Source organism: Brevibacillus thermoruber 423 (assembly GCF_000454065.1).
Taxonomy (GTDB): domain Bacteria; phylum Bacillota; class Bacilli; order Brevibacillales; family Brevibacillaceae; genus Brevibacillus; species Brevibacillus thermoruber.
Genome location: NZ_KE695652.1, coordinates 474,795 through 497,794, shown reverse-complemented (window position 1 = coordinate 497,794; position 23,000 = coordinate 474,795). Strand labels below are relative to the sequence as shown.

Sequence of the window (23,000 nt, the reverse complement as noted above, 5' to 3'; positions counted from 1 at the left end):
CCACAGCGACGAGCCGGAGCGATCGGCGGCGTTTCATGCAATCACTTCCTCCCTCGCGATCCGAAAGCCGAGTTCCTCGACACGGTTCGCGGTCAGGTACACGACTCCGGAAACCGCATCGGCTGACGCTTCCGGTACAAGGGCAGCGAATTGCTCCGGGGACAGGTTGATAACCGTTTTGTCGGCGCAATCAATAAGGCGCAGATTTACCCAACCAACGATGGTTTTACGCCAGCCAACCGGGAATGTTAGCGCGTTTCTTACCGGGATACCGCGCTTCTTCTTAGGGCCGAAATTGTACGGGACAAATGCCATTGAAATCCTCTCCTCTTATTCAGAATTTTCTGTTTATTTAACGTACTGCCCTCCCCATTACGGTTCATCGAGCAAAGTCCGTTACAAAGTCGAAGTCGGCCGCCTGGTCACCGCGGACGAAATAGCGAATGAGCAGGTCCCACCCGGTCATTGCGCGTAAAGCATCGACCACTTTCGCGATGTCCGCTTCGTCGTCCGTGTAACCGACGAATGCGTGTCCGGTGTCCTGCCGGTACTCCCCCGGCTTGTCCGTTTCGACGACGCCCAGGAACGCGAGCTCCTCGCCGTCAACGATGTAGGCCGCGATCCCTGGTTCGATGAGAACGCCGGGAAAGCGCTCGGGGCCAAATTCGCGCTCGAAGTCCGCTGACAGGCGGATGGTGATGCGGGGGAATCGGGTCATAGGTGCGCCCTCCAATCGTTGGCTGCCGCTTCCAGGGCGGCCGCGAACTTGAGCAAACGGTCGGCGTCGGTGCGCTCGTAATCCGCGGTCGCCCGATCCCGGAGCGCCTTGCCGTGGTATCGCGTGTACCCGATCACGGTGTTTATCGTGAGACTGTCGTGGCGAATAAGGTCGATGAAGGCGCGTTCGGCGGCGGTGATTTCGGTCATAGCGGACGTCCCCCTTCGCTCGCAAACTCACGCCAGGCATTACGGAGAGCCACCCGCCGCAGTCGTTGGTCTGGCGCGGCCAATAACCGGTCAAATCGCAGGGACCGGTATGTTAGGCCGAACCAGTTGCCCGCGTTACGAAACCCGGCATACCGGCAGATTTCGCGGAGTTTGGCGGCGTATTCGCGTTCGAGTTCGATCCGCTCGTTTAGCGCGCGTTTCCACGCGAGGAGCGCCTGCGTATATTCGGTACGGTCGGTTGTTCCCGGCTTGGTCGCGAGGTGACGACCGGGTTCTCCCGGTTTTATTGCGGAGTGACTGCCGGGTGTTCCCGGTTTGATCGCGGAGACACGAGCGACCTCTCGCGTGTACCAAACGATGGCTTCGACGGTTGTCATCGTGGACAGGTCGGGGAGTTGCGGCGTGCTCACGGATGAATCACCGCCTTTATCGCCTCTACCAGGGCGGAGATCGCGATGATGAGTTCGGAAAACGTCGTGACCTGCGCGGTCCAGTTGTTTGCGGGTTTCATTCGAATACCTCCAATTCATAAATCGTTTATTATTTTTCGTTTATCGTTTTTCGTTACCTATGACCATTCTATATCGTTTAACGTTAAACGTCAACTGGTAATCACGAAAAATTTACCGCATATACTTTAACAACTACTTGTTGTATAATTAACGAGAGGTGGATAGTAATGATACGCTTTAAGCTGCTCGGATTCATTGAAGAACACGGAATAACCCGCGGAGCGTTAGCTCGTGAAGCAAAAGTAAGACCTAATGCTGTTTACGAAATGTGCGATAACAAAACGAAGCGAATTGACCTCGATACGTTTGATAAGATACTGGAAACACTCAACGAAATGACCGGGCGCGAAGTAACCCTGCAAGATATACTCGAATATATCCCGAATAAAAAATAAGGCCGCTCCCACACGCAAGGGAACGGCTTTTTCGCGTCCAAGCAGAAGGGTGGTACGTTTCCCTTCCCCGGATTGAAACGCGCTAGGGCGGCCGTAAAATCGGCCTTACGAGCGCAAAAAAAGACCGCCCCTCCTTCGCGATGAAGGAAAGACGGTCCTTTACAATTTATTCAAATTTCGAGCGAAGCTGCTGAAACGTGTTTTTATCGGATGCCTCCGTAACTCCCCACGCGAATTTGCCGTCGATGAAGATGAATATTTCCTCGACCGCCTCGTCTTTGTTGTTCTTTCCTCGAATCAGCACAGTCTTTCCTTTCTTGCCGCTCTTTTCATAGTCGGTCGATCCGACTACCTGCACATCATGAAGTACAGCGTCGTCCGCAGACGGAGCGTTTACCGCGATCGACATAAGCGGCTTAGTATCCTCGTGAACGTGTTCCTCCAAAAATTTCTTTTTGACAGCTACGTCCTTGCCATTTTGAAACTGTTCAACGTACTGGAGTGCGAGCTGTTCTTCCGCACTAAGCGTTTTGTTTGTCTCCTCGGAACAACCGACCAACACTGCCGACATCATTAATGCAAACACCATTCTCTTCATCACAAAATCCCTCCTGCTTCCTTAGTCCCATTATACGGAAAAATGGAAGGAATTCCTATCAGAGCACCTCAATTCGTGGAAAAAAAAACAACACTATACTACCAGGATTTTGTACCACATTCTTAGCACGTTATGAAATCCGGCGGCCGCCACTTCCAACCCTCGTTTTACAAACGTCTGCCCGCAGACATGGGCGAAGTCCGAATGGTTCATCTGCGCCTGCACGGACCTTTTTTGAGGGTCGCGGCGAGATTCGGCGGCAGGCGGCTCCAATCCCCGCGTCCAGTACCCGATGGCGGCAGCCAGATTGGGGGCCGGAAGCACGCAGATGTCCACCAGGCGCGCTTCCGCGGCGTTTTCCTCCGGCAGGATCACATGGGTAAACCCCTGCTTCCTGGCTTCCAGCAAGATGGGCAGCACGCCGGAAACCGGGCGCAGCGCCCCGTCCAGCGCCAGTTCGCCGAGCACCAGCACGGCTTCCGGGCGCGGCGGTATTTGTTTGGAGGCCTGCAAAATGCCGATCGCGATGGCCAGGTCAAACCCCGACCCCTCCTTGCGCAGGTCGGCCGGAGCCAGATTGACCGTAATCCGCTGCATCGGATAATCAAACCCGCCATTGCGCAGCGCCGCTCTCACCCGGTCGCGCGCTTCCTTCACGGCTGAGCCGCCCAACCCGACCAGATCGAACTGGGGCAATCCGTTGGCGATGTCCGTTTCCACCGCAACCAGCATCCCGTCGATACCGTAGACGGTACCGGCAAAACTGCGTGCATACATATGGCTTCCCCCCGACTACATCTCCCGTTCCTTACCTCAACCGTACGAAAAGACAGCATCCTGCCGCAAGAAAATCGGCGGGAAACACCGTGCCGTGCACAAAAAAACGCCTTCCAGCGCAAGCCGGAAGGCCAAGTGATGGTGCTTGGAGGAGTTTCATCGCGTCGAGTACACTACATTCTACGCCGCCCAACAGGCATCTGCTGTAGACATATCCCCAGTGGGCGGCCGATTTGGCGCCCGTTTTTGCGTTAAAAGGCGTGGACGATGTGTTCGATCTCCGGCGATTGGTCCGGGCGGCAGCAGATCGCCACAACGTCAAAGCGAAAACGGGGCACCGGTTTAGCGCGATTCTGCAGGTACGCGAGGGCCAGTTCCCGCAATTTTCGCTGCTTTCGCCACGTAACCGACTCGGCCGCCGTGCCGTACGCCGTGCCCGTCCGCGTTCGCACCTCCACGAATACGAGAACATCACCGTCCCGGGCGATCAGGTCGATTTCTCCCTGCCGCGTGCGCACATTCCGTTCCAGGACGCGGTACCCTTTTTGCTGCAAAAACAGTTCGGCCATCTGTTCGCCGCGCTGCCCCAGCGCGCGCCGTCCGCGGCTCATCGCTTGTTTCGCCCTCCCTTGTCGAGGCGGTAGACAAACGCAAGCACTTCCGCCACCACCTGGTACAGCTCGGGCGGGATCTGCTGGTTGAGGTCCAATTTGCCCAACACCTCCACCAGCGACGGGTCCTCCTGAACAGGGATGCCGTTTTCCTTTGCGGTTTTCAGGATGTTTTCCGCCACATATCCTTTTCCTTTGGCCACGACGACGGGCGCTTCCATCGTTTTGGCCTGGTAGCGGAGGGCGACCGCCTGTTTGCGCTTCACATTCGCATCGGAGGCGTTGTTCATACGCGAATGTCCACTCCCTTGTAATCGGCCAGGAACCCGGTTCTGCTTCCCGTGGCGGCAGCCGCCGCCTGGGGCTGGCTGTCCGGAATTCCCTGCACCCGGAGTCCGGACAATTGGTATCCCGCTTCATGGAGCTGGCGGGCAAATCCCTCTTTCATTTCCTGGGCCAGCGCCTCCACCCACGGCGTGTTGTTGAAGAGCTGGACGCTGACGATCCGGTTGACGATGGCCACGTCGACCATCGTCGTGCCGAGCTCGTTCAGTTCGAGATGGAAAAACAGGCGGCAGTTCTCCGGGTCCAGTTCGCCTCCCCCGCGCTTCTTGGCTTCAATCTGCACATACGCCGTCTCATCCCCCTGCTGCGTGCGGATGGGAATCTGCATGACCACCTGCGACAGCGTCTGACTGGAGGGCTGCACCAGCATCAACTGCTGTCCGGTGATGTGCTGAAGCAGCGCGTCCGCCGTGTCGCGAAGCGCGGCGGGAACGGCGTTGGCCGTCTCTTGGGAAAGCTGCAGCAGCAGCGCTTTCACGCTGTCCAACTGCCGCTGGGCAGCGGCATCCATCCCGTGGGCCAGCGCACGGCTCATCAGATCCCGCTCGTGCCCAAGCCCCAGGCGCTGAAACAGCTCCTGAATCGGATGGCCATGCGCAGAAGCCGCCTGTGCATGAGCCGCTGCATTTGCCCCGGTCGTACCGCCGGCTGCCGGAGACGGAACAGACAAGTGGCTGCTTCCGGCTGCCTGATTGGTCGAGGCCGGATTTGCCACACTCGTTGCGCCGTTGACCGTCGTCGCTGCAGCGGTGTTCGGCGTTCCCGTACCGTGCGGACCGGACGTGGCTGCCTGAGGCGTCTGCCCCCCGTTACGGGTTGACGCTGAATCAGCAGCGGTTCCTCCAACGGGCAGACCGCTGCTGCCTGCAAGCGGAACGCCTTGCTGTCGGCCATTCGGCGCCAGCGCCTCCCCCATCTTCGCTGTCCCGCTGCCCAAAGGGGTGGCCCCGGTTAAGGTACCGTCTGAAGCAGCCGTCATCCCCTGCCGAGGAGCATCCATTCCGTTTGACCCGCTGGTGCCGGTGGCCGCGGTCATCGCATGGGGAGACGTTTCCAGCCGAAGGGCACCCGCCGCTGCGGAGGACGGAAGCGGTGCTTGCGCCTTTCCGTTTGTCCCGGCCGCATTCGCTGTCCCTGCGGAAGGCTGACCGTTTTCGCCATGGGACATCCGGTCGTCCGTTCCCTGGTGATCGGGCAGCAGCACCGCCAAACCGGCCACCGCCTGTTTTAACTGGCCGACCAGGGTGAGGAGCGGAGCGGCAGCGGGTGCCGAAGGGGACGTTGCGAAGGACGCGGCAGCCGATCCGTTTCGGCTGGCCTGTCCTCCCGCACGCTCCCCGTGCGTCTGCAAAAACTGCTCCGCCTGCTGCAAAAATGCCTGAATCGCCTGACTGATCGGCTGTTTCGACAAAAAGGTACGCAGCCCGGCCACGACGTCAGGCGTCAGCGGCAGGTTTCGTTTTGCCGCGAGAAGAAAAGCGTCGACGGTCTCCTTGCTCATGCCCAGGCGCTGCGCGATGGCGGCAAACGCCTGCACCGTCTCGCGGGTAACCGGCAGCCTGGCCTGCACCAGCTCCTGCACGATCGCCCTGTTCTCCTTCGTGTCGTTGAGGCCCAGGGAGCGGATCAGCCCTTCCAGCGACGCGTCCGCCGCTCCTCCGTCCCGCGTCGTGCCCAGCACTTTCAGCGTTACCACTCCGGCAGACGGCTGTACCTGCAGCCACGCTTTCTGTCCCGCTTCCAGATTGGCCTCCAGCCTGGCCTGGACCTGCATGCCGCCGATCTGGACCAACGCCATGCTGTCGGGGTACGTTCTCAGCACGGTGCCGGTAAAGACCTGGCCCGGCGTGAGCTCGACCGGCTTGGGCGCGGAGACGTTGGCGCGTTGAACGAGCGACTGTACCAATTGCGAGGGGGAAAACATGGGAAACCTCCTCCTTTGTAACCCGGACGGGAACGCTTCTCAGGCCCGCTCCTTCACCCCTGTAAACGTCCGCCGGTGAATCGGCGACGGGCCGTACCGCTGAAGGGCGGCCAGGTGTTCCGCCGTCCCGTAGCCGGCATTTTTGTCAAAGCCGTATTGGGGATACTGTACGGCGTATTCCGCCATCAGCCGGTCGCGCGTCACCTTGGCGACGACCGAGGCGGCGGCGATGGAGACGCTCTTGCCGTCCCCGCCGATGATCGGCAGTTGTTTGCAGGGCAGATCGGGAAGCTGTACGGCATCGATCAGGCATACGTCCGGTTCGATCGCCGCATCCTGGATCGCCAACCGCATCGCTTCGCGCGTCGCCTCCAGGATGTTGATCTCGTCGATCCGCTCGGCGGACACGATTCCGATGCCGACTGCCAGCGCGTCCCGTCTGATGACTTCATAAAATCCTTCCCGTACCGATGCGGGCAATTTCTTCGAATCGTTCAGCCCCGGCAGGTAAAAATCGGCCGGCAGGCAGACGGCACAGGCGACGACCGGGCCTGCCAGCGGGCCGCGGCCCACTTCGTCGATCCCGAAGAGATGCACGTGGCCTTCCTCCCGCAGCGCGCGCTCCACCTGCGTCATCGCTTCCCACTGTTCCGCCAGCCTGGCCTGCCGGGCCATTGCGCCCTCGAGCTGGCGCGCCAATTCCTGTACGCCTTTTCGGCTGTCCTGCCGCAACCATTGTAAAAAATCTTTGGGGATCTCGTCCATTTTTTCGATGAGCTCCCGTATTTCCTTTATCGACAGTTCCGCGAGATTCATTGACGGCTTTCTCCTTATGTATCCAAAATGTGTCCGCCTGAACGGAAAAACCCGCCTATCCGGCGTGGATAGACAGGTTTTCCCGATCTCCTTCAGGACAGAGAGGGCGGCTTTCCGATCGGCTCCTCCATCTCCCAATCGGCGGGGCGCTCCAGGGAGACAGGCCCCAGCTTACCCGAGCGCAGGTCGCGCAGGAACAGCTCGGCCGCCTTGTCGTAGTCGATCTCTCCGCGGGATGCCAGGCATCCCCGCTTTTTCCCGATCTCCTCCAGCATCTCCACCCGGTCGCTCGGGAGCGTTTGCAGTTTGAACCGCTCCTGCAGCCGCTCCGGGTAGTAATGCATCATGTAGCTGATGGCGAACAGGGCCACGTCGGTAAAATCGATCAGCTCGTCCTTGATCGCCCCGCTCGCCGCCAGCCGCAGTCCCACCATTTGATCTTCAAACTTGGGCCAGAGGATGCCGGGGGTATCCAACAACTCGAGCGTGTCGCCCATTTTCACCCACTGCTGGGCTTTCGTCACCGCGGGACGGTCTCCCGTCTGCGCCACGGAACGCTTCGCCAGCCGGTTGATCAGGGACGACTTGCCGACGTTGGGGATGCCGAGGATCATGATCCGCACGGCGCGGGCCTGCATGCCCTTCTCCGCCCGCTTGGCCAGCATCTCGCCCGCCAGTTCCCGGCACATCTCCGGCAGTTTGCCCACACCTTTCCCGCTCAGCGCGTCAATCGGCAGGGTGCGGATGCCCTGTTCGCGAAAGTAGCTGATCCACTCGTCCGTCACCTGGCTGTCGGCCAGATCGGCCTTGTTGAGCAGGATCAGCCGGGGCTTTCCGCTGATGATCTCGTCAATCATCGGGTTGCGGCTGGAAAGCGGGAGACGGGCGTCCAGCAGTTCGATCACCACGTCAATCTGCTTCAGTTTCTCCGTAACTTGTCTGCGGGCCTTTGCCATGTGGCCAGGGAACCACTGAATCGTCATGATGTCTCACCTGCCTCGGGTGTGTGATAAAGGGAGGTCGTCAGCGGGCCAGGCGGATCTGGGAGAGCGGCCAGAAGACGAATTCCGCCCGTCCCACGACCCTGTCCAGGCTGATCGGGCCGATCGCCCGGCTGTCGTGGCTGTTCAGGCGGTTGTCCCCAAGCACGAAAATCTCGCCTTCTCCCACTTGGATCGGTCCAAAATCGTTGGTCAGCGGAACGCCCAGTTTCGCCGCCTCTTCCCGGTTTTTGGCCAGGTACGGCTCGTCCACCGGCTTCCCGTTGATCAGCAGTTGGTCGTTGCGCACCTCCACCGTATCTCCCGCGACCGCGATGACCCGCTTGATGTAATCGCGGCTTTCTTCGGCGTGAAACACGATGATGTCGCCGCGCTTCGGCTGCGTCAGGTGGTAGACCGCCTTGTTGACCACCAGTTTTTCGTTGTTATGTAACGTCGATTCCATGGATTCGCCTTCGACGATGAACGGGGCGAACAGGAAGGTACGGATGAGAAATGCTAACGCGATGGCTATGCCGAGCGCCTTGATCCATTCCCACGTCTCGTTTTTGGCGCGGCTGGAGGTAACTTCTTCGCTCATGGGTCCGATCCTCCCGCATTGTGCCTTGGTGGACGCCCGGTTCAGGGAACGCGTCCGTGTTTGAATGGAATAATGGGAAAAAGAGGCCTGGCAAGCAGACCAGACCCCCTTTGTATGCAAAACATGTGATTATTTGCGAATTTCCTTGATGCGGGCTGCTTTCCCCACGCGATCGCGCAGGTAGTACAGCTTCGCGCGACGAACTTTACCGCGGCGCACAACCTCGATCTTGTCGATCTTCGGCGTGTGCAGCGGGAACGTACGCTCAACGCCTACGCCGTAAGAAACCTTACGAACGGTGAACGTTTCGCTTACACCCGTGCCGCGACGACGGATCACAACGCCTTCAAACAGCTGAATACGCTCGCGCTGACCCTCGATAACCTTTACGTGAACACGAACCGTGTCACCAGGCCGGAACGCAGGAATGTCCTGTTTCATTTGCTCTTTTTCCAATTCACGGATCACTTGGTTCATCCTCAATTCCCTCCTTCCGCTCAGACGTTCTTACCCGTCCTCACAAGACTCAGCTTCGCGCTGAGATCCGGGTAGCGGACCGCCTTAGTCAGCGGGCAAAATTGCCACAAGAAGTATATTAACACACCGGACATGAATCCACAAGAGCTATTCCGGTCCGGAACCCGAATTTTTTTCCTCTTCCTCCAGCTCGGCCAGAAGTGCTTTCCACTCATCGGGCAGCTCGATCTTTTCCAGCAGATCAGGCCTGCGCTCCCTGGTCCTGCGCAGCGATTCCTTCAGCCGCCAGCGCTCGATATTGGCGTGGTGACCGGAGAGCAGGATGTCCGGCACCTTCCACCCGCGAAACTCCGCCGGACGGGTGTAGTGCGGATACTCCAGCAGCCCGGTGGTAAACGAATCCTTCTCCGCGGACGCCTGATTGCCCAGCGCCCCCGGCTGCAGCCGGACGATGCTGTCGATCACCACCATCGCCGCGAGCTCGCCGCCGGTCAGCACGTAGTCGCCGATCGAGATTTCGTCCGTGACGAGGTATTGGCGGATGCGTTCGTCGTATCCTTCGTAGTGGCCGCAGATGAAGACGAGATGCTCCTCCCGGGCCAGCTCCTCAGCCAGCTTTTGGTTGTACGGCCGGCCCTGGGGACACATCAGGATCACCCGCGGCTTCACGTCGCCGGCCACGGACTCCACGGCGCGAAAGATCGGCTCCGGCTTCAGCACCATGCCGCCTCCCCCGCCGTAGGGCGTATCGTCAACGGTGCCGTGCTTGCTTTCGGAGTAATCGCGAAAGTTGATCACCTGAAACCGGACGATGCCCTTCTCCTGCGCTTTCCCCAGGATGCTGCTGTTGAGGACGCCGTCAAACATCTCGGGGAAGAGCGTCAAAATGTCGATTTTCACGATCCGTCCCCCTTCACAGCAGGCCTTCCATCAGGTGGCAGACGACCCGCTTGCCGGCGATGTCCACTTCCTTGATGCAGTCGTCGATAAACGGCAGCAGAATTTCGCCGCGCTTTCCTTTTACCACCCACACATCGTTCGCGCCAGGCTGCAGCACGTCGACGATCCTGCCCAGTTCTTCCCCCTCGTCGGTGAATACCTGGCAGCCGACCAACTGGTGGATGTAATACTCGTCCTCCTCCAGCTCCATCAGCGCTTCTTCGGGAATCTTCAGCTCGCCGCCCTTGAACTTTTCCACGTCGTTGATCGACGGGTAGCCCTGGAAGCTGATGAGTTCAAACCCCTTGTGGGAACGGCGGGAGGCCACCTTCAGCTTCAGCGGCTCCGCCAGCGACGGATGAAACAGAAACAGTTCGCTCCCTTTGCGGAAGCGCTCGTCGGGGAAGTCGGTGGTCGAAATCACCTTGACCTCCCCCCGCAGCCCGTGGGTGTTGACCAGTTTTCCCACGGTGTAGTAACGCGTTTGGCTCACGCGCCTTCTCCTCCTTTCGTGGGGATGATGTACGGGAGCATCGACTATTCGCGGGGCGTTTGCCGAATCTCGTGAATCCGTCCGTCCTTTACCATGATTTCCGTTCCGGACATGATTTCATCCCACACATCTCCGACGCGAATCTGGACGGGACTCTGCACGGTCGCATATTCAATCTCGCTGCCCTCCGGCAGGTTTTCCGCCTGCCGCAGTTGAAACTGGAGCTGCTCCAGCTTTTCCTTGCGCTGCCGTTCCTCCCGGGCGATCCGCTCCTGCACCAACTGCAGCGCCTCGGGCGACCGCTTGCGGGCGTCCGCGAGCAGTTTTTTGGCCTGAAACTGCCACTGCTCCCACTCTTCCTGCCGCCGCCGGATCTGTTGGCGGTACTGTTCCACCAATGCGGCGCGGGAGGCTTCCGTCATGATCACCTTCACCTGAACCGTACGCAAAATGGTAAGCACGTCCGTCACTCCTCTCGAAGGCCGCCTGCATCAAAAAAGACTGGGACAGCTCCCAGCCTTTTTCTCAGACAATCTCAACCGTGACCCGCTTATCCGTATGGACGGAGGCGGCGATCACGACGGAGCGCAGCGCCTTGGCAATTCGTCCCTGTCTGCCGATGATCTTCCCCATGTCATCGGGGTGCACCGACAGTTCGTAGACGAGTGTGCGCTCTTTTTCCACAGCGTTTACACGAACGTCATCAGGATGATCGACGAGAGCCTTTGCGATCGTTTCGACCAGTGCTTTCATCATCGGACCTCCGGATGACCGGCTTACTTGCCGAATTTCGTTTCGTGTACTTTCGCCAGAACGCCTGCTTTGGACAGCAGGTTGCGAACCGTGTCAGTCGGAGCTGCACCGTTCAGGATCCATTTCACCGCTTTTTCGGTATCGATCTTCACCACAGCCGGTTGTGCAACCGGGTTGTAGTAACCGATTTCCTCGATGAAACGGCCGTCGCGCGGAGAACGGGAGTCAGCCACTACTACGCGGTAGAACGGCGCTTTCTTGGAACCCATGCGCTTCAGACGGATTTTTACTGCCATGCTGTTTCACCTCCTGTATGGATCAACGCAACGGTCAACTCGTCGCGTTGGCATCTCTTTTATCTGAACCATCGCGTCACCTGCCGGAGCAGGGCGCGAAGAGATCATACGAGATCACTTGAACGGGGGCTTGAAGTTGAACGGGAAGTTCATGCCTCCCGGATTGCCGCCGCCCTTGCCCAGAAAGGGAAGGCCAAAGCCTTTTTTCTTCGCCTTCTTTTTCATCTTGTCGGCCACGCCGGTGAACTGTTTCATCATCTTCTTCATTTCTTCAAACTGCTTGATGAACCGGTTCACTTCCTGGATCGACGTGCCGCTTCCGGCCGCGATCCGCTTGCGCCGGCTGGCGTTCAGCAGCTCGGGGTTGGCCCTCTCCGCTTTCGTCATCGACTTGACGATCGCTTCGACGCGGGCAATCTGCTTTTCGTCCACCTTGAGCTGGCCCTTCATCTTGTTCATGCCCGGCAGCATGCCGAGAATGTCTTCAAACGGGCCCAGGTTGCGCAGCTGCTGCATGGATTCGAGAAACATGTCAAAGGTGAACTCCCCTTGACGCATCTGCTTCTCCATTTCCCGCGCCTTTTCCTCGTCAACCGCCGCCTGCGCCTTTTCGATCAGGCTGAGCACGTCGCCCATCCCGAGAATGCGCGACGCCATCCGGTCCGGATGGAACGGCTCCAGCGCGTCCAGCTTTTCGCCCATCGCCGCAAACTTGATCGGCTTGCCGGTGACGGCCTTGACGGACAACGCGGCACCGCCGCGCGTGTCGCCGTCCAGCTTGGTGAGTACCACGCCTGTCAGCTCGAGCTGGCTGTTGAAGCTTTCCGCCACGTTGACGGCGTCCTGACCGGTCATCGCGTCGACGACGAGCAGAATCTCATCCGGTTTGGCCACGTCACGAACCTGCTTCAGCTCTTCCATCAGCGCTTCGTCGATGTGGAGCCGGCCGGCGGTATCGATCAGCACGTAGTCGAGATGGTTCTCTTTGGCGTGCTCAATCGCTTGTCTGGCGATCTCCACCGGACTGACCTGGTCGCCGAGGGAGAAAACCGGAACGTTCAACTGTTCGCCCAGCACCTGCAGCTGCTTGATCGCCGCCGGACGGTAGATGTCCGCCGCCACCAGGAGCGGTTTGCGGTTCTGCTTTTGCAGATACTTGGCCAGTTTTCCGGTCGTGGTCGTCTTACCGGCACCCTGCAGCCCCGCCATCATCACGACGGTCGGCGGCCGGTTGGCAACGGCCAACTGGGCGACGTGTCCGCCCATCAGTTCGATCAGCTCTTCGTTGACGATCTTGATGACCATCTGGCCGGGCGTCAGGCTTTTCAGCACCTCTTGCCCGACGGCGCGCTCCTTGACGCGCGCGATAAAGTCTTTGACGACTTTAAAGTTGACGTCGGCTTCCAGCAGGGCCAGACGAACTTCGCGCATCGCTTCGTTGACGACGGTTTCGTCGATCTTGCCTCTGCCGCGCAGTTTGTCAAACGCGTTCTGCAGCCGACTGGTCAAGTTTTCAAATGCCATGCGAGCCCTCCTAATCCATCTCCGACAGTTGGTGGAGCAAAGCTTGCAGTTCCTCTCTTGCCTCGCTGTCCGCGAGCTCTTCCACGATCCGCCCGATGCGTTCCAAGAGAGCCTGGCGCTGTTCGTGCTTGGCGGCCAACAGCAGTTTTTCCTCGTACTCAAACAACTGCCGCTCCGCCCGCTTGATGTGGTCGTACACCGCCTGTCTGCTCACTTCGTGCATCTCGGCAATTTCTCCCAGCGACAAATCATCCAGATAGTACAGCTCCAGATATTCCCGCTGCTTGCCTTTCAAGAGCGGCGCGTAAAAGTCGAACAAGAGATTTACCTGATTGGTCTTCTCCAGCATGAAACCAATCCTTTGCTGAGAGGTACTCGATTATGTCCTGTAAAGTGATTCTCCTTTACAGCACGATAACTATACTACCCAATTCTCCATGCACTGTCAAGGTTTTTTATTGACACAGTTTACGGACGAATGTTCACGAACATCGCCTCCGGACCGGTGGGGGAAAAACTGCCCCCTTTCGGTTCGATGCTGACGGCGATGTTCTTGACCCGGCGAATGTCTCCGTCGTGGACATACAAGTGCGCCATCCGTCCCTTCCATTGTAACACACCTGCGTTTGCCCTGCTGTCTCCGATGATGAACCAGACCTGATAATCCTTCTCTTCCAGCGGGTCCAGTCCTTCCGCCAGGATCAGCAGCTCGTTGGACATGTCGTTGATCCAGACGTATCCCCTGACGTTGGTCCGCATCACGGGCACCGCTTGATGCAGCACCGTTTTGGGGTCGTTGACGATCCGGTTCTGCCTGAGGAACAGGGACGTGGCGGGTTCACCGTGGAAGACGGGGGCCGGCTCCGCCCGGTCCATGACGTCTCCTCGCAGCGGGACCAGAGCCAGGGCCGCCAGCAGGACGCAGGCCGCCGCCGAGGACAGGACCGCCGCACGACGCCGCCGCGGCCGCCGGCTGCGCGCATCGATGGAGCGAAGCAGCCGCGTTTTCAGACGGGGTGAAGGCTCCGTTCTCCGCGCAGGCGCATGAAGTTCAGCGGGTTCTCCGGCTCCGCCGCTTCCGTCCAGAATCGCCGACCACTCGCGGTGCAGAGCCGAACAGCGGGAACAGCGATGCAGATGCCGCGCCAGTTCCTCGCTGCGCCCGGCGGAGAGTTTGCCGAGAACCAGGTCGATCACGTCTTCTTCGTTTACGCCGCAATGCTTGTCACTCACGCTTATCGCCTCCCTTGCCGCTTCCGTACCATCCCGTCTCCGCCAACTGCTTGCGCAGGTTGTGCAGTCCGTAGCGAATCAGCGACTTGACCGTTCCGATCGGCCGGGCCATGATGTCCGCCAGTTCCCGATGGGTTTTCGCCTGAAAATAGGCCCCGTAGACCGCCTGCCGCTGCGGCTCGGGAATCCCGTTCAGCACGTTCCGCACCGTTTCCCGTTCCAGCTTTGCCAACACCGTTTCTTCCACCGAGTCGCCCTGCAGCGGGTGGGGGTCCGCCGCCTGTTCCCGCTGCTGTTTGGCCTGGGTCCTGCGCAGACGGTCCATGCAGCGCGACTTGGTCTTTACCGCGAGCCACGCCTCGACGCTTCCCCGCTGCCGGTCGTACTGCGCCGCCGTCCGGTAGGCTTCGAGAAAAATGTCGTGACACAAGTCCTCTGCCTCCATCGGATCGTGCAGCATCCGCAGGGCGACGCGGTAGACAAAAGCGGCGTACCGTTCGTAAAAGGCTTCAAACGCCGCCCGCGAGCCGCGTCCCATTTCCCTGAGCAGGCGCTCCCCTTCCAGGTTCTGTTCCGACACGCCCTTCCTCCCCCTTTGCCGATGCCTCTTTCCCAATTTTCTTGTAACAAAAAAGGCGCGAATGCGCAATTGGGATCAGCACCATTCCCGCTGTCCGGGACCTCCCGAAAATTTTTTGGACGCCGACAAATCCAACCGCGCATGCTTCCGCGTATACGGGGTGAAACCAACTATCAACGATAAAGGGGGAATTGACATCATGAAGCGCAAGTGGAACCGGCAGTGGGCGCTGGGACTGGCGCTGGCCCTCGGCCTCGCCGCGGCCGCCTCTGCCCGGGCCGACGCCGCGGGAGCGTTGAGCCTGTACACGCCGTATCCCGCCATCACGGTGACGCCGGGTGAGTCCATCCAGTACAACGTCGATCTGATCAACAACGGAAGCGCCATCGAAAGCGCGGAGCTTGAGGTGGAACATCTGCCGGCCAAGTGGGAATCGGAAATCACCGCCGACGGGTGGAGCGTGCAGACGATCGCCGTCAAGCCCAAGGACTCCCGCTCCGTCACCCTGCAGGTGGACGTCCCGCTCGACGTGAACAAGGGGACCTACCGCTTCGAGCTGAGCGCCAAGGGGAAAGCGGTCCTGCCGCTGACCGTCACCGTCTCGCAGCAGGGCTCGTTCAAGACGGAGCTGACCAGCGAGCAGCCGAACATGGAGGGACCCGCGGACTCCCAGTTTCAATACAGCGCCACCCTGCGCAACCGGACTGCGCAAAAGCAGCTCTACTCCCTGACGGCGCAAGCGCCGGAAGGTTGGGACGTGCAGTTCAAGGCGGACGGCAAGGCGGTCACGTCTGTGCAGGTGGACGCCAACGGCTCGAAGGACATCGACGTCGAAATCCGTCCGCCGAAAAAAGTGAAATCGGGATCGTACAAAATCCCGGTGAAGGCGGCCACCTCCTCCACCTCCGCCCAATTGGAGCTGGAAGCGGTGATTACAGGCACCTACGGCCTGGAAGTCAGCACCCCGACCGGCGTGTTAAGCACGGACGTCACCGCCGGCGGCACGCGGACGCTGCAATTGAAGGTGACCAACACCGGGACGGCCGATCTGCGCAACGTGGAACTCTCCGCAAGCACGCCCGTCAACTGGGAGGTGACCTTTGAACCGAAGCGGATCGACAAACTGGCAGCGGGACAGAAGACGGACGTGACCGCCACGATCAAGACAGACAGCAAGGCAATCGCCGGAGACTACGTCGTCAATGTCAGCGCCACCGCGCCGGAGGCCTCCGCGGATGCGGAGTTTCGCGTCGCCGTCGAAACGTCGGTGCTGTGGGGCTGGTTGGGCGTACTGGTAATCCTCGCCGTCGCGGGTGGTGTCACCTACCTGTTCCGCACCTACGGGAGGCGGTAACACATGGCGGAAGACGTCATTACGCTGTCTGCCCTGACGAAAGAGTACGGCGGGTTCAAAGCGGTTGACAACTTGACCCTGACCATCCGCCGCGGCGAAATCTTCGGCCTGTTGGGGCCGAACGGCGCGGGGAAATCGACGACGATCCTGATGATGCTGGGGTTGACGGAACCGACGTCGGGCACCGTCCGGGTGGCGGGCCACGACCCGACGCGCGACCCGCTGGCCGTCAAGCGAAAAGTGGGGTACCTGCCGGACGACGTGGGCTTCTACGACGACATGAGCGGCCTGGAAAACCTGCTCTACACGGCGCGGCTGAACGGCATTCCCGACGAGACGGGAAGAGAGCGGGCGCTCCGGTTGCTGGAGCGCGTCGGCCTGAGCGAACACGGCCACAAACGGGCGGGAACGTTTTCCCGGGGGATGAGGCAGCGGCTGGGGCTGGCCGACGTCCTGATGAAACAGCCCGAAGTGATCATCCTCGACGAGCCGACGCTGGGCCTTGACCCGGAGGGCGTCCGCGACTTTCTGCACCTGATCCAGCGGCTGAGCAGAGACGAGGGGATTACCGTCCTGCTCTCCTCCCACCATCTGCACCAGGTGCAGCAAATCTGCGACCGCGTCGGCCTGTTCGTGGCGGGCAGACTGCTGGCGGAAGGCAACCTGGCCCAACTGTCGGCCCAACTGTTTGCCGACGAGCCGATCCTGATCGAAGCCGATGTGCGACCGGTCAGCGAGGAACTGGTGGAGCAGTTGGCTAGGCTGGAACCGGTGATTCGCGTCGAGCGTCGGCAGGACGGGACGCTGCTCCTCTCCTGCAGGACGGACGCGGCCCCCGAGATCGCCCGGCTGGCCATCCAATCCGGCGCCGCTCTCCACCGCCTGAACACCAAAGCGTACGGGCTGGACGAAATCTATCATCGCTATTTCGAAGGGGGGGATGTCCGTGTTTGACCGGTTTGTTCGTCCCCGCGCGGAATCTCTCCACCCGTTTTGGGTGATGGTGCACAAGGAGATGGCCGACCACCTGCGAAGCTGGCGCTTTGTCATCCTGGTGTCGATTCTGGTCCTGACCTGCATCGGGTCGCTGTACACCGCCCTGTCGACGATCCGGGAGGCGGTGCCCAAACAGGACGGCGGCGCATCCTTCCTGTTTTTGAAGCTGTTCACGATCTCGGACGGCACGCTGCCGCCGTTTATCACCTTTGTCAGCTTCCTCGGCCCGCTGTTGGGAATCGGGATGGGCTTTGACGCCATCAGTTCGGAGCGCAACAAAGGCACGCTGAGCCGGCTGTTGTCCCAGCCGCTGCACCGCGACACCGTGATCAACGCCAAATTTGTCGCGGCGCTCATCGTCATCAGCGTCCTGCTGTTTGCCCTGGGATTCCTCGTCATGGGGCTTGGACTGATCGCCATCGGCATTCCGCCCACGCCGGAAGAACTGGGGCGCATGGTCTTCTTCCTGGCGCTGAGCGTGCTGTACGTGGCCTTTTGGCTGAGCGTGAGCATCCTGTTTTCCACCCGCTTTCGCCAGGCCGCCACTTCCGCGCTGGCGGGGATTGCGGTCTGGCTGTTCTTCAGCGTCTTTTTTCCGCTGCTGGTCAACCTGACGGCCGCCGCCACCGCACCGGCCGCCCAGACGCCGGAGAACGTGCTGTCCCATCAGCAGTTTATTCTAAACCTCTCCCGCCTGTCGCCGAGCCAGTTGTTCAGCGAGGCCACCACGACGATGCTGACGCCATCCGTCCGCAGCCTGGGGCCTCTGACGATGGAACAGATTTACGGAGCGATTCCCAGTCCGCTTCCGTTCGGCCAAAGCCTGCTTCTGGTCTGGCCGCAGGTAACGGGACTGCTTGCGGCTACAGCCGTTTGTTTTGCCGCCTCGTACGTTTTGTTCATGCGGCAGGAGGTTCGCAGCCGCAACTAACAGGCAAGAAGCCCTTGCTGCTGCCGACAGGCCATGCAAGGGCTTCGTCATCTTTTCATCTTCAGCAATCCCAGACTTTCCAGCCGCAAATGCACGTCCACATGGACAGGCATGGTGGGCCACGCCGCTTTCCACGCTTCCTCGGTGTACGGCTGCGAAAAGGGGCCCAGGGTGCGCTCTCCGATCCGCAGCGGGTCAATCCTCAACTGCTGCAGCTTTTTCACAAGAAGGGCGGCCTTCTGTTCCAGAACCGCTTCCAACTCCCTCGTCAACTGCTGCGCCGCTTCCGGTTGGTTCAGGTCCCGCTCGCCCTGGTATTCTTCCACCCTCCCGGTTCCTTCGATGTAAATCTTCACATCGCCTGTAGGTTGTACCGTCACCTTCGTTTCCGTGTGCAGCGACCCCAGCGTAACTCCTCGTTCCGGCAGGGGCAGCGACTTTTGAAATCGCGTCGGTCGGTTGAGGATTTGGAACAGGGTATCGTCCAGCGCCGTGATTTCGCCCACCATTTTGCCGTCGCGAAACAGCGCCGTTCCTTCATAGATCAAATCGGTTCCGTTTGCGGTGAACAGCGGCATCTGCGGATCTGCATAAGGGGAAAAATACGCTTCCATAAACCGGTGCAGATTGGTCACCGTGATTTCCCCCTGCCGCTCATAGTGAGCCAGCATCTTGTACAGATAAAAATCGATCATTTCCTGCTGTTTTTCGACCTGCTGGTTCAAGTACGCGAGAAAATCTCCTTCCACGACGATCAGATACAGGCGGTCGGAGATTTCGGGATCAAGCATCATGGTGTTGACAATGGGCAGGAGGTCTTCCCGGGCGAGACGTTTGGAAATAAAGAGCATGCGCAGCTGCCCGCTTTTCATCTCGCGGTAGTACTTCTGGTTCAGTTGGATTCGTCCTTCCTTCATCAGCCTGACGTTTGCCGTGATCATCCGTTTCTTTTCCTCGCGCAGAGGCGGGATCAAGGTTGCCTGCTCCAGGTGTTTGTCCGCGCCCCGGTCGACATACAGCAGGATTGTCGGCGAGATTTCTTCAATGATGCTGTTTTTCACCGGCCATGAGCCGCAGCCGGACAGCATCAGCAGCATCGGGACGATCATCAGGCTGTTACTGCGCTTTTTCACTTTTTCGCCTCCTGGATTGCATGGCATGCAGCACAAGAAACAGGGCGGGAGTCAATGCAAAGGATGCCCCGCCGACAACCATCTGCAGTTGTTCCCACATGCGTCTTTGGATTTCCGATGTCCACAGCCAGCGATCGACAATCAACAGATACCCTCCCACCGCCAAAAACACCATGAACAACCCTCCCGCATGTGGCGGCTTGCGGATTCGCTTCAGCAGAATGCGAAGGGCCCCGTATACATAAAGCATCAGCAGCGCGATCACCAGGACAACGGGGGCCATGTAAGCGGGCACCACGATCATTTCCACGCGTTCAAAAAAAGGAAGCTGGATGTAACGAACCAGTTGGATCAGCGCAATATCAACGGTTTTCAAATAGGGAGAACCGAAAAACAGCAGCGAAACGAAAAAGAAATACACGTATTCGAAGAGTGACACAACGTGCCCCGCCAGGAAGTATTTGGTCAGCGGCTTTCCCCCTGTCCACGGCCCCAACACAACGAAATATTCCGGCCCGGCAAACGCCGCCCATACGAACAGCAGGGATTCGAGCCAGTGGGAGGGCCACTGCAGCGGGATGATCGGATACAGATGGGAATAGTTCGCTTCCGGCGGCAACAAAAAATACCCGTACAGGACGAGGATCCAGGCGGACATCAGAAAGGCGATCACGCCAAAACGAAGCACCGTCCACATCCCGTGTTTCGCCAAATAATATCCGGCGAACATCATCAGAACGATGAACGTCCCGGTATTGACGGAGGGAAACAGGATCTGGTGCACGATGCCGACATACCCTTTCACGACAATCGTCAATTTCAGCAGCATGATGACCAGGCAGGGGACCATCAACACGCGCATCCACACGCTCCCCATAAACGGCCGCCATCCTTCCGTTTCATGCTGCTGGTAACTGGCTTCCAGGCCCTTTCCGATTACCCACAGGTTGAGAAGAGCCAAACATCCGGCAAGCAAAATGATCCAGACCATATACGGTTGAACCAGCACGTTCGGCAGGATCAGCATGAAGTAGCCGACTTGCATCCTGTTCACCAAAACAGCCCACATCCATGGCTGAAGCGGCTTGTCATGGGCAAACAACGAACTGCTCTTCATCGGATCTCCTTTTTCATTCTCGATTTCGCCACCGGTCGCAGGTGCCCAGGCCGCTGTTTCATCATCTTCAACGGCAGCCGAACGATCGTATCCTTCCAATCTCGCCAATACATCGGGGTAAGGGGAGCAAAATACGGCTGCTTCAAGGACGTGAGCCCGGTTAAATGGATAAGCACCCACACCATTCCGAAAATGATTCCCCACATCCCCAGCCAGGCGGCAAGGATGAGCAGGGCGAACTGGATCAATTTGCTGGAATTCGTCATCAGGTAATTCGGCACCAGAAACGACGCGATGGCGGAGACAGCAATGTGGATGATCAAAATATTGCTCGCGACATTCGCTTCGACGGCAGCCTGACCGACGACAATTCCCCCGACAATCCCGAGCGTCTGGCCGGACTTGGTGGGCATCCGCAAGCTGGCCTCCTTCAGAATCTCGAGGGTGAGCAGCATGAACATGGCCTCCCAGATCGGGGTAAAGGGAATCTCGCTCCTCGACTCCATGAGCAGGTACAGCACTTCCAGCGGAATCGAATAGTAATGGTGCGTGGTCAGCGCCACATACACCGGCGTCAGGACGATGGCAAACAAAAAGGCAAAGAAACGAAGGGACCGCAAGAAGCTGCTGACCATCCAGCGGTGGATGTAATCCTCGGGAGACTGAAACAAATCAAAAAACGTAACGGGGGCAATCAGCGCAAACGGCGTATTGGCGACCAGCCAGACAATTTTTCCGCTGGCCAGTGCGGCGGCTACCGCGTCCGGCCTGTCCGTCTGCTGAAACTGCGGAAAAACGCTGCCCATGTGATCCTCCAAAAACGCACTGACATGCGACGAGTCAAAAAATACATCGAAATCAATGTTCGATGTCTTTTCAAATGCGAGCCGGATGTTTTCCGGATTGGCAATTCCCTCGATGTATAGCAGCGCAACGTTTGTTTTGCTCAACGTTCCCAGGGTAAACAAACAGTACTTCAGTTCCGGCACGGGCAAACGCCTGCGGATCATGGTCAGATTCTGATCCAACTGCTCGCTCAGGCTGTCCTTGGGTCCGTAGACGATGGCTTCCTGCTCCGAGCTTTCAATGGAACGGCTGATGGTGCTGGGAATATGCACGGCAAATACCTGCCCCTCGCCAAACACGATGACGGCGCCCTGCAGGGTTTGTTCAATCGCCTTTTCGAGATTCGGGACCGGCTTGACCTGATCGGAAATGATGGCGCGGCTTGCGCAGTCGTAATCCCCGTGTACCAGCGGGAGCAGAATCCCCTCCCGCAACTGCTCCGCATCGATCAGGGAGCGAACGTAAAACAGCGTGACTGCCTGGGCATTTACCTGCAATTCTTTCACACAGGCATCATGAACATGGCAGAACCGTTTCTGAAGCTCTTCAACCGACAGGGACGAATCGGTCCGGGTCTGTTCGTCCCCGTGTGCAGGTTCGTCTTTGGCATGAAACGCCGAAAACATGGCAGGGAACAGCCTTCGAAGAATGTTCATATGACACACCGCCTTTTCGTGCACCCTAAATAGGGAGTATTTCCTACGAGGGTGACAGGCATACAAACGAATGGGGGAACTTCCGGTTCATCCCATACGAAAAAAAACCCGTATCGCCGTAAAAGCGATACAGGTTTCCTGTCCCTATCTGCATCTTGTTACTGCTGCTCCTCCGCGGTCTCCTGCGCAATCAGCCCGGCAAACAGCGCGTGCACAAACTGCTCAGGGTCAAACGGCTGCAGGTCGTCCATCTTTTCCCCGAGGCCGACGTATTTGACGGGGATGTTCAGTTCGTTGCGGATGGCGATGACGATCCCGCCTTTGGCCGTCCCGTCCAGCTTGGTCAGCACAATGCCCGTCACGCCGGCCGCCTGGCCGAACGTCTTGGCCTGGGAGAGCGCGTTTTGCCCCGTCGTCGCGTCCAGCACGAGCAGCACCTCATGCGGGGCTCCCGGCAGTTCCCGCTGCACGACGCGGTGCACCTTGCTCAGCTCTTCCATCAGGTTCACCTTGTTTTGCAGGCGTCCTGCCGTGTCGCACAGGAGTACGTCCACGCCGCGCGACTTGGCCGCCTGGACGGCGTCGTAGATGACGGCGGCGGGGTCTGCTCCCTGCTGGTGCTTGATCACATCCACACCGACGCGCTCGCCCCACACCTCGAGCTGTTCGATCGCGGCCGCCCGGAACGTATCCCCTGCCGCCAGCAGCACCTTTTTCCCCTGCTGTTTGAACATGTGAGCCATCTTGCCGATCGTGGTCGTCTTGCCCACGCCGTTGACGCCGACGAACAGGATGACGTTCAGCCGCCCGTCCTGCACGTTCAAGCCGGCGTCCCGGCTCTGGTCGTTTTTCAGCAGGGCGACCAGCTTTTCCGACAGGATCGGCTGCAGATCCATGGCGTTCTCGATTTTTTGCTTGCGCACCTCGTCGCGCAGTTCGTCAATCAGCTCCATCACGGTGTTGACGCCGACGTCGGCCGTGATCAGGATCTCTTCCAGTTCGTCAAAGAAATCGTCGTCGATTTTTTTGTACCGGCGAACCAGATCTTCCACCTTTTCCACCAGCAGATCCCTGGTTTTGGCCAGACCTTCGGTAAATTTTTGCGTAACCGCCTCCGACTTTTGCACGATGGCGTCACGCAGACGCTTGAAAAAGCTCATGGTCA

Annotated in this window: 30 protein-coding genes; 4 read left to right on the top strand and 26 right to left on the bottom strand. The window is 59.1% G+C overall.

Going from position 1 to position 23,000, the window contains the following annotated elements; all coding sequences use genetic code 11:
• Positions 1-33: 33 nt before the first annotated feature.
• The 4 genes from M516_RS0117070 to M516_RS0117055 form a co-directional block, all read right to left on the bottom strand.
• On the bottom strand, positions 34-315 hold the full coding sequence (locus M516_RS0117070; protein ID WP_029100200.1) for a hypothetical protein: 282 nt from the start codon (positions 313-315) through the stop codon (positions 34-36).
• Positions 316-379: 64 nt separating this feature from the next.
• Positions 380-718: a hypothetical protein gene (locus tag M516_RS0117065; RefSeq protein WP_029100199.1), complete on the bottom strand. Its 339-nt coding sequence runs from the start codon at positions 716-718 to the stop codon at positions 380-382.
• Positions 715-927 (bottom strand): hypothetical protein, encoded by a 213-nt coding sequence (locus M516_RS0117060; RefSeq protein ID WP_029100198.1) that lies wholly within the window; start codon positions 925-927, stop codon positions 715-717. The genes M516_RS0117065 and M516_RS0117060 overlap by 4 nt, the downstream gene beginning before the upstream one ends.
• On the bottom strand, positions 924-1,358 hold the full coding sequence (locus M516_RS0117055) for an F-BAR domain-containing protein (RefSeq protein ID WP_029100197.1): 435 nt from the start codon (positions 1,356-1,358) through the stop codon (positions 924-926). Before M516_RS0117055 ends, M516_RS0117060 begins: the two co-directional genes overlap by 4 nt.
• 269 nt (positions 1,359-1,627) lie before the next feature.
• Here M516_RS0117055 and M516_RS0117045 point away from each other — a divergent pair, with 269 nt between their 5' ends.
• Complete coding sequence (locus M516_RS0117045; protein ID WP_035289975.1) at positions 1,628-1,855, top strand: helix-turn-helix domain-containing protein; 228 nt, start codon at positions 1,628-1,630, stop codon at positions 1,853-1,855.
• Between the two features lie 166 nt (positions 1,856-2,021).
• Here the strand turns inward: M516_RS0117045 and M516_RS0117040 are convergent, their stop codons facing one another.
• The 18 genes from M516_RS0117040 to M516_RS23740 form a co-directional block, all read right to left on the bottom strand.
• Complete coding sequence (locus M516_RS0117040) at positions 2,022-2,453, bottom strand: hypothetical protein (protein WP_029100195.1); 432 nt, start codon at positions 2,451-2,453, stop codon at positions 2,022-2,024.
• Between the two features lie 93 nt (positions 2,454-2,546).
• Positions 2,547-3,230, bottom strand: a complete 684-nt coding sequence (locus M516_RS23750; protein WP_081656577.1) for a magnesium chelatase domain-containing protein — start codon at positions 3,228-3,230, stop codon at positions 2,547-2,549.
• A 251-nt stretch (positions 3,231-3,481) separates the two neighbouring features.
• On the bottom strand, positions 3,482-3,841 hold the full coding sequence (locus M516_RS0117030; protein ID WP_029100194.1) for a YraN family protein: 360 nt from the start codon (positions 3,839-3,841) through the stop codon (positions 3,482-3,484).
• A complete protein-coding gene (locus tag M516_RS0117025; RefSeq protein ID WP_029100193.1) occupies positions 3,838-4,131 on the bottom strand; it encodes an EscU/YscU/HrcU family type III secretion system export apparatus switch protein in 294 nt (97 codons plus the stop codon). Before M516_RS0117025 ends, M516_RS0117030 begins: the two co-directional genes overlap by 4 nt.
• Complete coding sequence (locus M516_RS0117020) at positions 4,128-6,110, bottom strand: hypothetical protein (RefSeq protein WP_029100192.1); 1,983 nt, start codon at positions 6,108-6,110, stop codon at positions 4,128-4,130. The genes M516_RS0117025 and M516_RS0117020 overlap by 4 nt, the downstream gene beginning before the upstream one ends.
• 39 nt (positions 6,111-6,149) lie before the next feature.
• Complete coding sequence (locus M516_RS0117015) at positions 6,150-6,926, bottom strand: ribonuclease HII (RefSeq protein ID WP_029100191.1); 777 nt, start codon at positions 6,924-6,926, stop codon at positions 6,150-6,152.
• 92 nt (positions 6,927-7,018) lie between these two features.
• On the bottom strand, positions 7,019-7,909 hold the full coding sequence (gene ylqF / locus M516_RS0117010; RefSeq protein WP_029100190.1) for a ribosome biogenesis GTPase YlqF: 891 nt from the start codon (positions 7,907-7,909) through the stop codon (positions 7,019-7,021).
• 40 nt (positions 7,910-7,949) lie between these two features.
• Complete coding sequence (gene lepB, locus M516_RS0117005; RefSeq protein WP_029100189.1) at positions 7,950-8,507, bottom strand: signal peptidase I; 558 nt, start codon at positions 8,505-8,507, stop codon at positions 7,950-7,952.
• Between the two features lie 129 nt (positions 8,508-8,636).
• The gene (gene rplS / locus M516_RS0117000; protein ID WP_029100188.1) at positions 8,637-8,984 is read right to left on the bottom strand and encodes a 50S ribosomal protein L19; all 348 of its coding nucleotides are present in this window, start codon (positions 8,982-8,984) and stop codon (positions 8,637-8,639) included.
• Positions 8,985-9,131: 147 nt separating this feature from the next.
• A complete protein-coding gene (gene trmD / locus M516_RS0116995; protein ID WP_029100187.1) occupies positions 9,132-9,884 on the bottom strand; it encodes a tRNA (guanosine(37)-N1)-methyltransferase TrmD in 753 nt (250 codons plus the stop codon).
• A gap of 13 nt (positions 9,885-9,897) precedes the next feature.
• Positions 9,898-10,416: a ribosome maturation factor RimM gene (rimM, locus tag M516_RS0116990; protein ID WP_029100186.1), complete on the bottom strand. Its 519-nt coding sequence runs from the start codon at positions 10,414-10,416 to the stop codon at positions 9,898-9,900.
• Between the two features lie 44 nt (positions 10,417-10,460).
• On the bottom strand, positions 10,461-10,877 hold the full coding sequence (locus M516_RS0116985) for a YlqD family protein (protein WP_029100185.1): 417 nt from the start codon (positions 10,875-10,877) through the stop codon (positions 10,461-10,463).
• A gap of 64 nt (positions 10,878-10,941) precedes the next feature.
• Positions 10,942-11,169 (bottom strand): KH domain-containing protein, encoded by a 228-nt coding sequence (locus M516_RS0116980; RefSeq protein ID WP_029100184.1) that lies wholly within the window; start codon positions 11,167-11,169, stop codon positions 10,942-10,944.
• Between the two features lie 23 nt (positions 11,170-11,192).
• The gene (gene rpsP / locus M516_RS0116975; protein ID WP_029100183.1) at positions 11,193-11,465 is read right to left on the bottom strand and encodes a 30S ribosomal protein S16; all 273 of its coding nucleotides are present in this window, start codon (positions 11,463-11,465) and stop codon (positions 11,193-11,195) included.
• A 114-nt stretch (positions 11,466-11,579) separates the two neighbouring features.
• Positions 11,580-12,989 (bottom strand): signal recognition particle protein, encoded by a 1,410-nt coding sequence (gene ffh, locus M516_RS0116970; RefSeq protein ID WP_029100182.1) that lies wholly within the window; start codon positions 12,987-12,989, stop codon positions 11,580-11,582.
• Positions 12,990-12,999: 10 nt separating this feature from the next.
• Positions 13,000-13,338 (bottom strand): putative DNA-binding protein, encoded by a 339-nt coding sequence (locus M516_RS0116965; RefSeq protein ID WP_029100181.1) that lies wholly within the window; start codon positions 13,336-13,338, stop codon positions 13,000-13,002.
• A gap of 119 nt (positions 13,339-13,457) precedes the next feature.
• Positions 13,458-14,222 (bottom strand): anti-sigma factor domain-containing protein, encoded by a 765-nt coding sequence (locus M516_RS24410; RefSeq protein WP_029100180.1) that lies wholly within the window; start codon positions 14,220-14,222, stop codon positions 13,458-13,460.
• Positions 14,215-14,802 carry a sigma-70 family RNA polymerase sigma factor gene (locus M516_RS23740; RefSeq protein ID WP_029100179.1) on the bottom strand — a complete coding sequence of 196 codons (588 nt, stop codon included), beginning with the start codon at positions 14,800-14,802 and terminating at the stop codon, positions 14,215-14,217. Before M516_RS23740 ends, M516_RS24410 begins: the two co-directional genes overlap by 8 nt.
• A gap of 199 nt (positions 14,803-15,001) precedes the next feature.
• Between M516_RS23740 and M516_RS0116950 the strand changes: the two genes are divergently transcribed.
• From M516_RS0116950 to M516_RS0116940, 3 genes are read left to right on the top strand one after another with little or no spacing between them, the layout of a single operon-like run.
• The gene (locus M516_RS0116950) at positions 15,002-16,156 is read left to right on the top strand and encodes a COG1470 family protein (RefSeq protein ID WP_029100178.1); all 1,155 of its coding nucleotides are present in this window, start codon (positions 15,002-15,004) and stop codon (positions 16,154-16,156) included.
• Between the two features lie 3 nt (positions 16,157-16,159).
• Positions 16,160-17,110 carry an ABC transporter ATP-binding protein gene (locus M516_RS0116945; RefSeq protein ID WP_029100177.1) on the top strand — a complete coding sequence of 317 codons (951 nt, stop codon included), beginning with the start codon at positions 16,160-16,162 and terminating at the stop codon, positions 17,108-17,110.
• A complete protein-coding gene (locus M516_RS0116940) occupies positions 17,097-18,083 on the top strand; it encodes an ABC transporter permease (RefSeq protein WP_051188265.1) in 987 nt (328 codons plus the stop codon). Before M516_RS0116945 ends, M516_RS0116940 begins: the two co-directional genes overlap by 14 nt.
• Positions 18,084-18,130: 47 nt before the next feature.
• On the opposite strand, the gene M516_RS0116935 is transcribed toward M516_RS0116940, so the two are convergent.
• The 4 genes from M516_RS0116935 to ftsY all read right to left on the bottom strand — a co-directional run bounded on the left by M516_RS0116935 (position 18,131) and on the right by ftsY (position 22,995).
• Positions 18,131-19,216: a Ger(x)C family spore germination protein gene (locus M516_RS0116935; protein ID WP_051188264.1), complete on the bottom strand. Its 1,086-nt coding sequence runs from the start codon at positions 19,214-19,216 to the stop codon at positions 18,131-18,133.
• Entirely contained in the window at positions 19,200-20,333 is a 1,134-nt protein-coding gene (locus M516_RS24405) for a GerAB/ArcD/ProY family transporter (RefSeq protein WP_051188263.1), read from the bottom strand. The genes M516_RS0116935 and M516_RS24405 overlap by 17 nt, the downstream gene beginning before the upstream one ends.
• Positions 20,330-21,835, bottom strand: a complete 1,506-nt coding sequence (locus M516_RS0116925; protein WP_238550991.1) for a spore germination protein — start codon at positions 21,833-21,835, stop codon at positions 20,330-20,332. Before M516_RS0116925 ends, M516_RS24405 begins: the two co-directional genes overlap by 4 nt.
• A gap of 158 nt (positions 21,836-21,993) precedes the next feature.
• Positions 21,994-22,995, bottom strand: coding sequence for a signal recognition particle-docking protein FtsY (gene ftsY / locus M516_RS0116920; protein ID WP_029100172.1), 1,002 nt, complete (start codon positions 22,993-22,995; stop codon positions 21,994-21,996).
• Between the last annotated feature and the right edge of the window lie 5 nt (positions 22,996-23,000).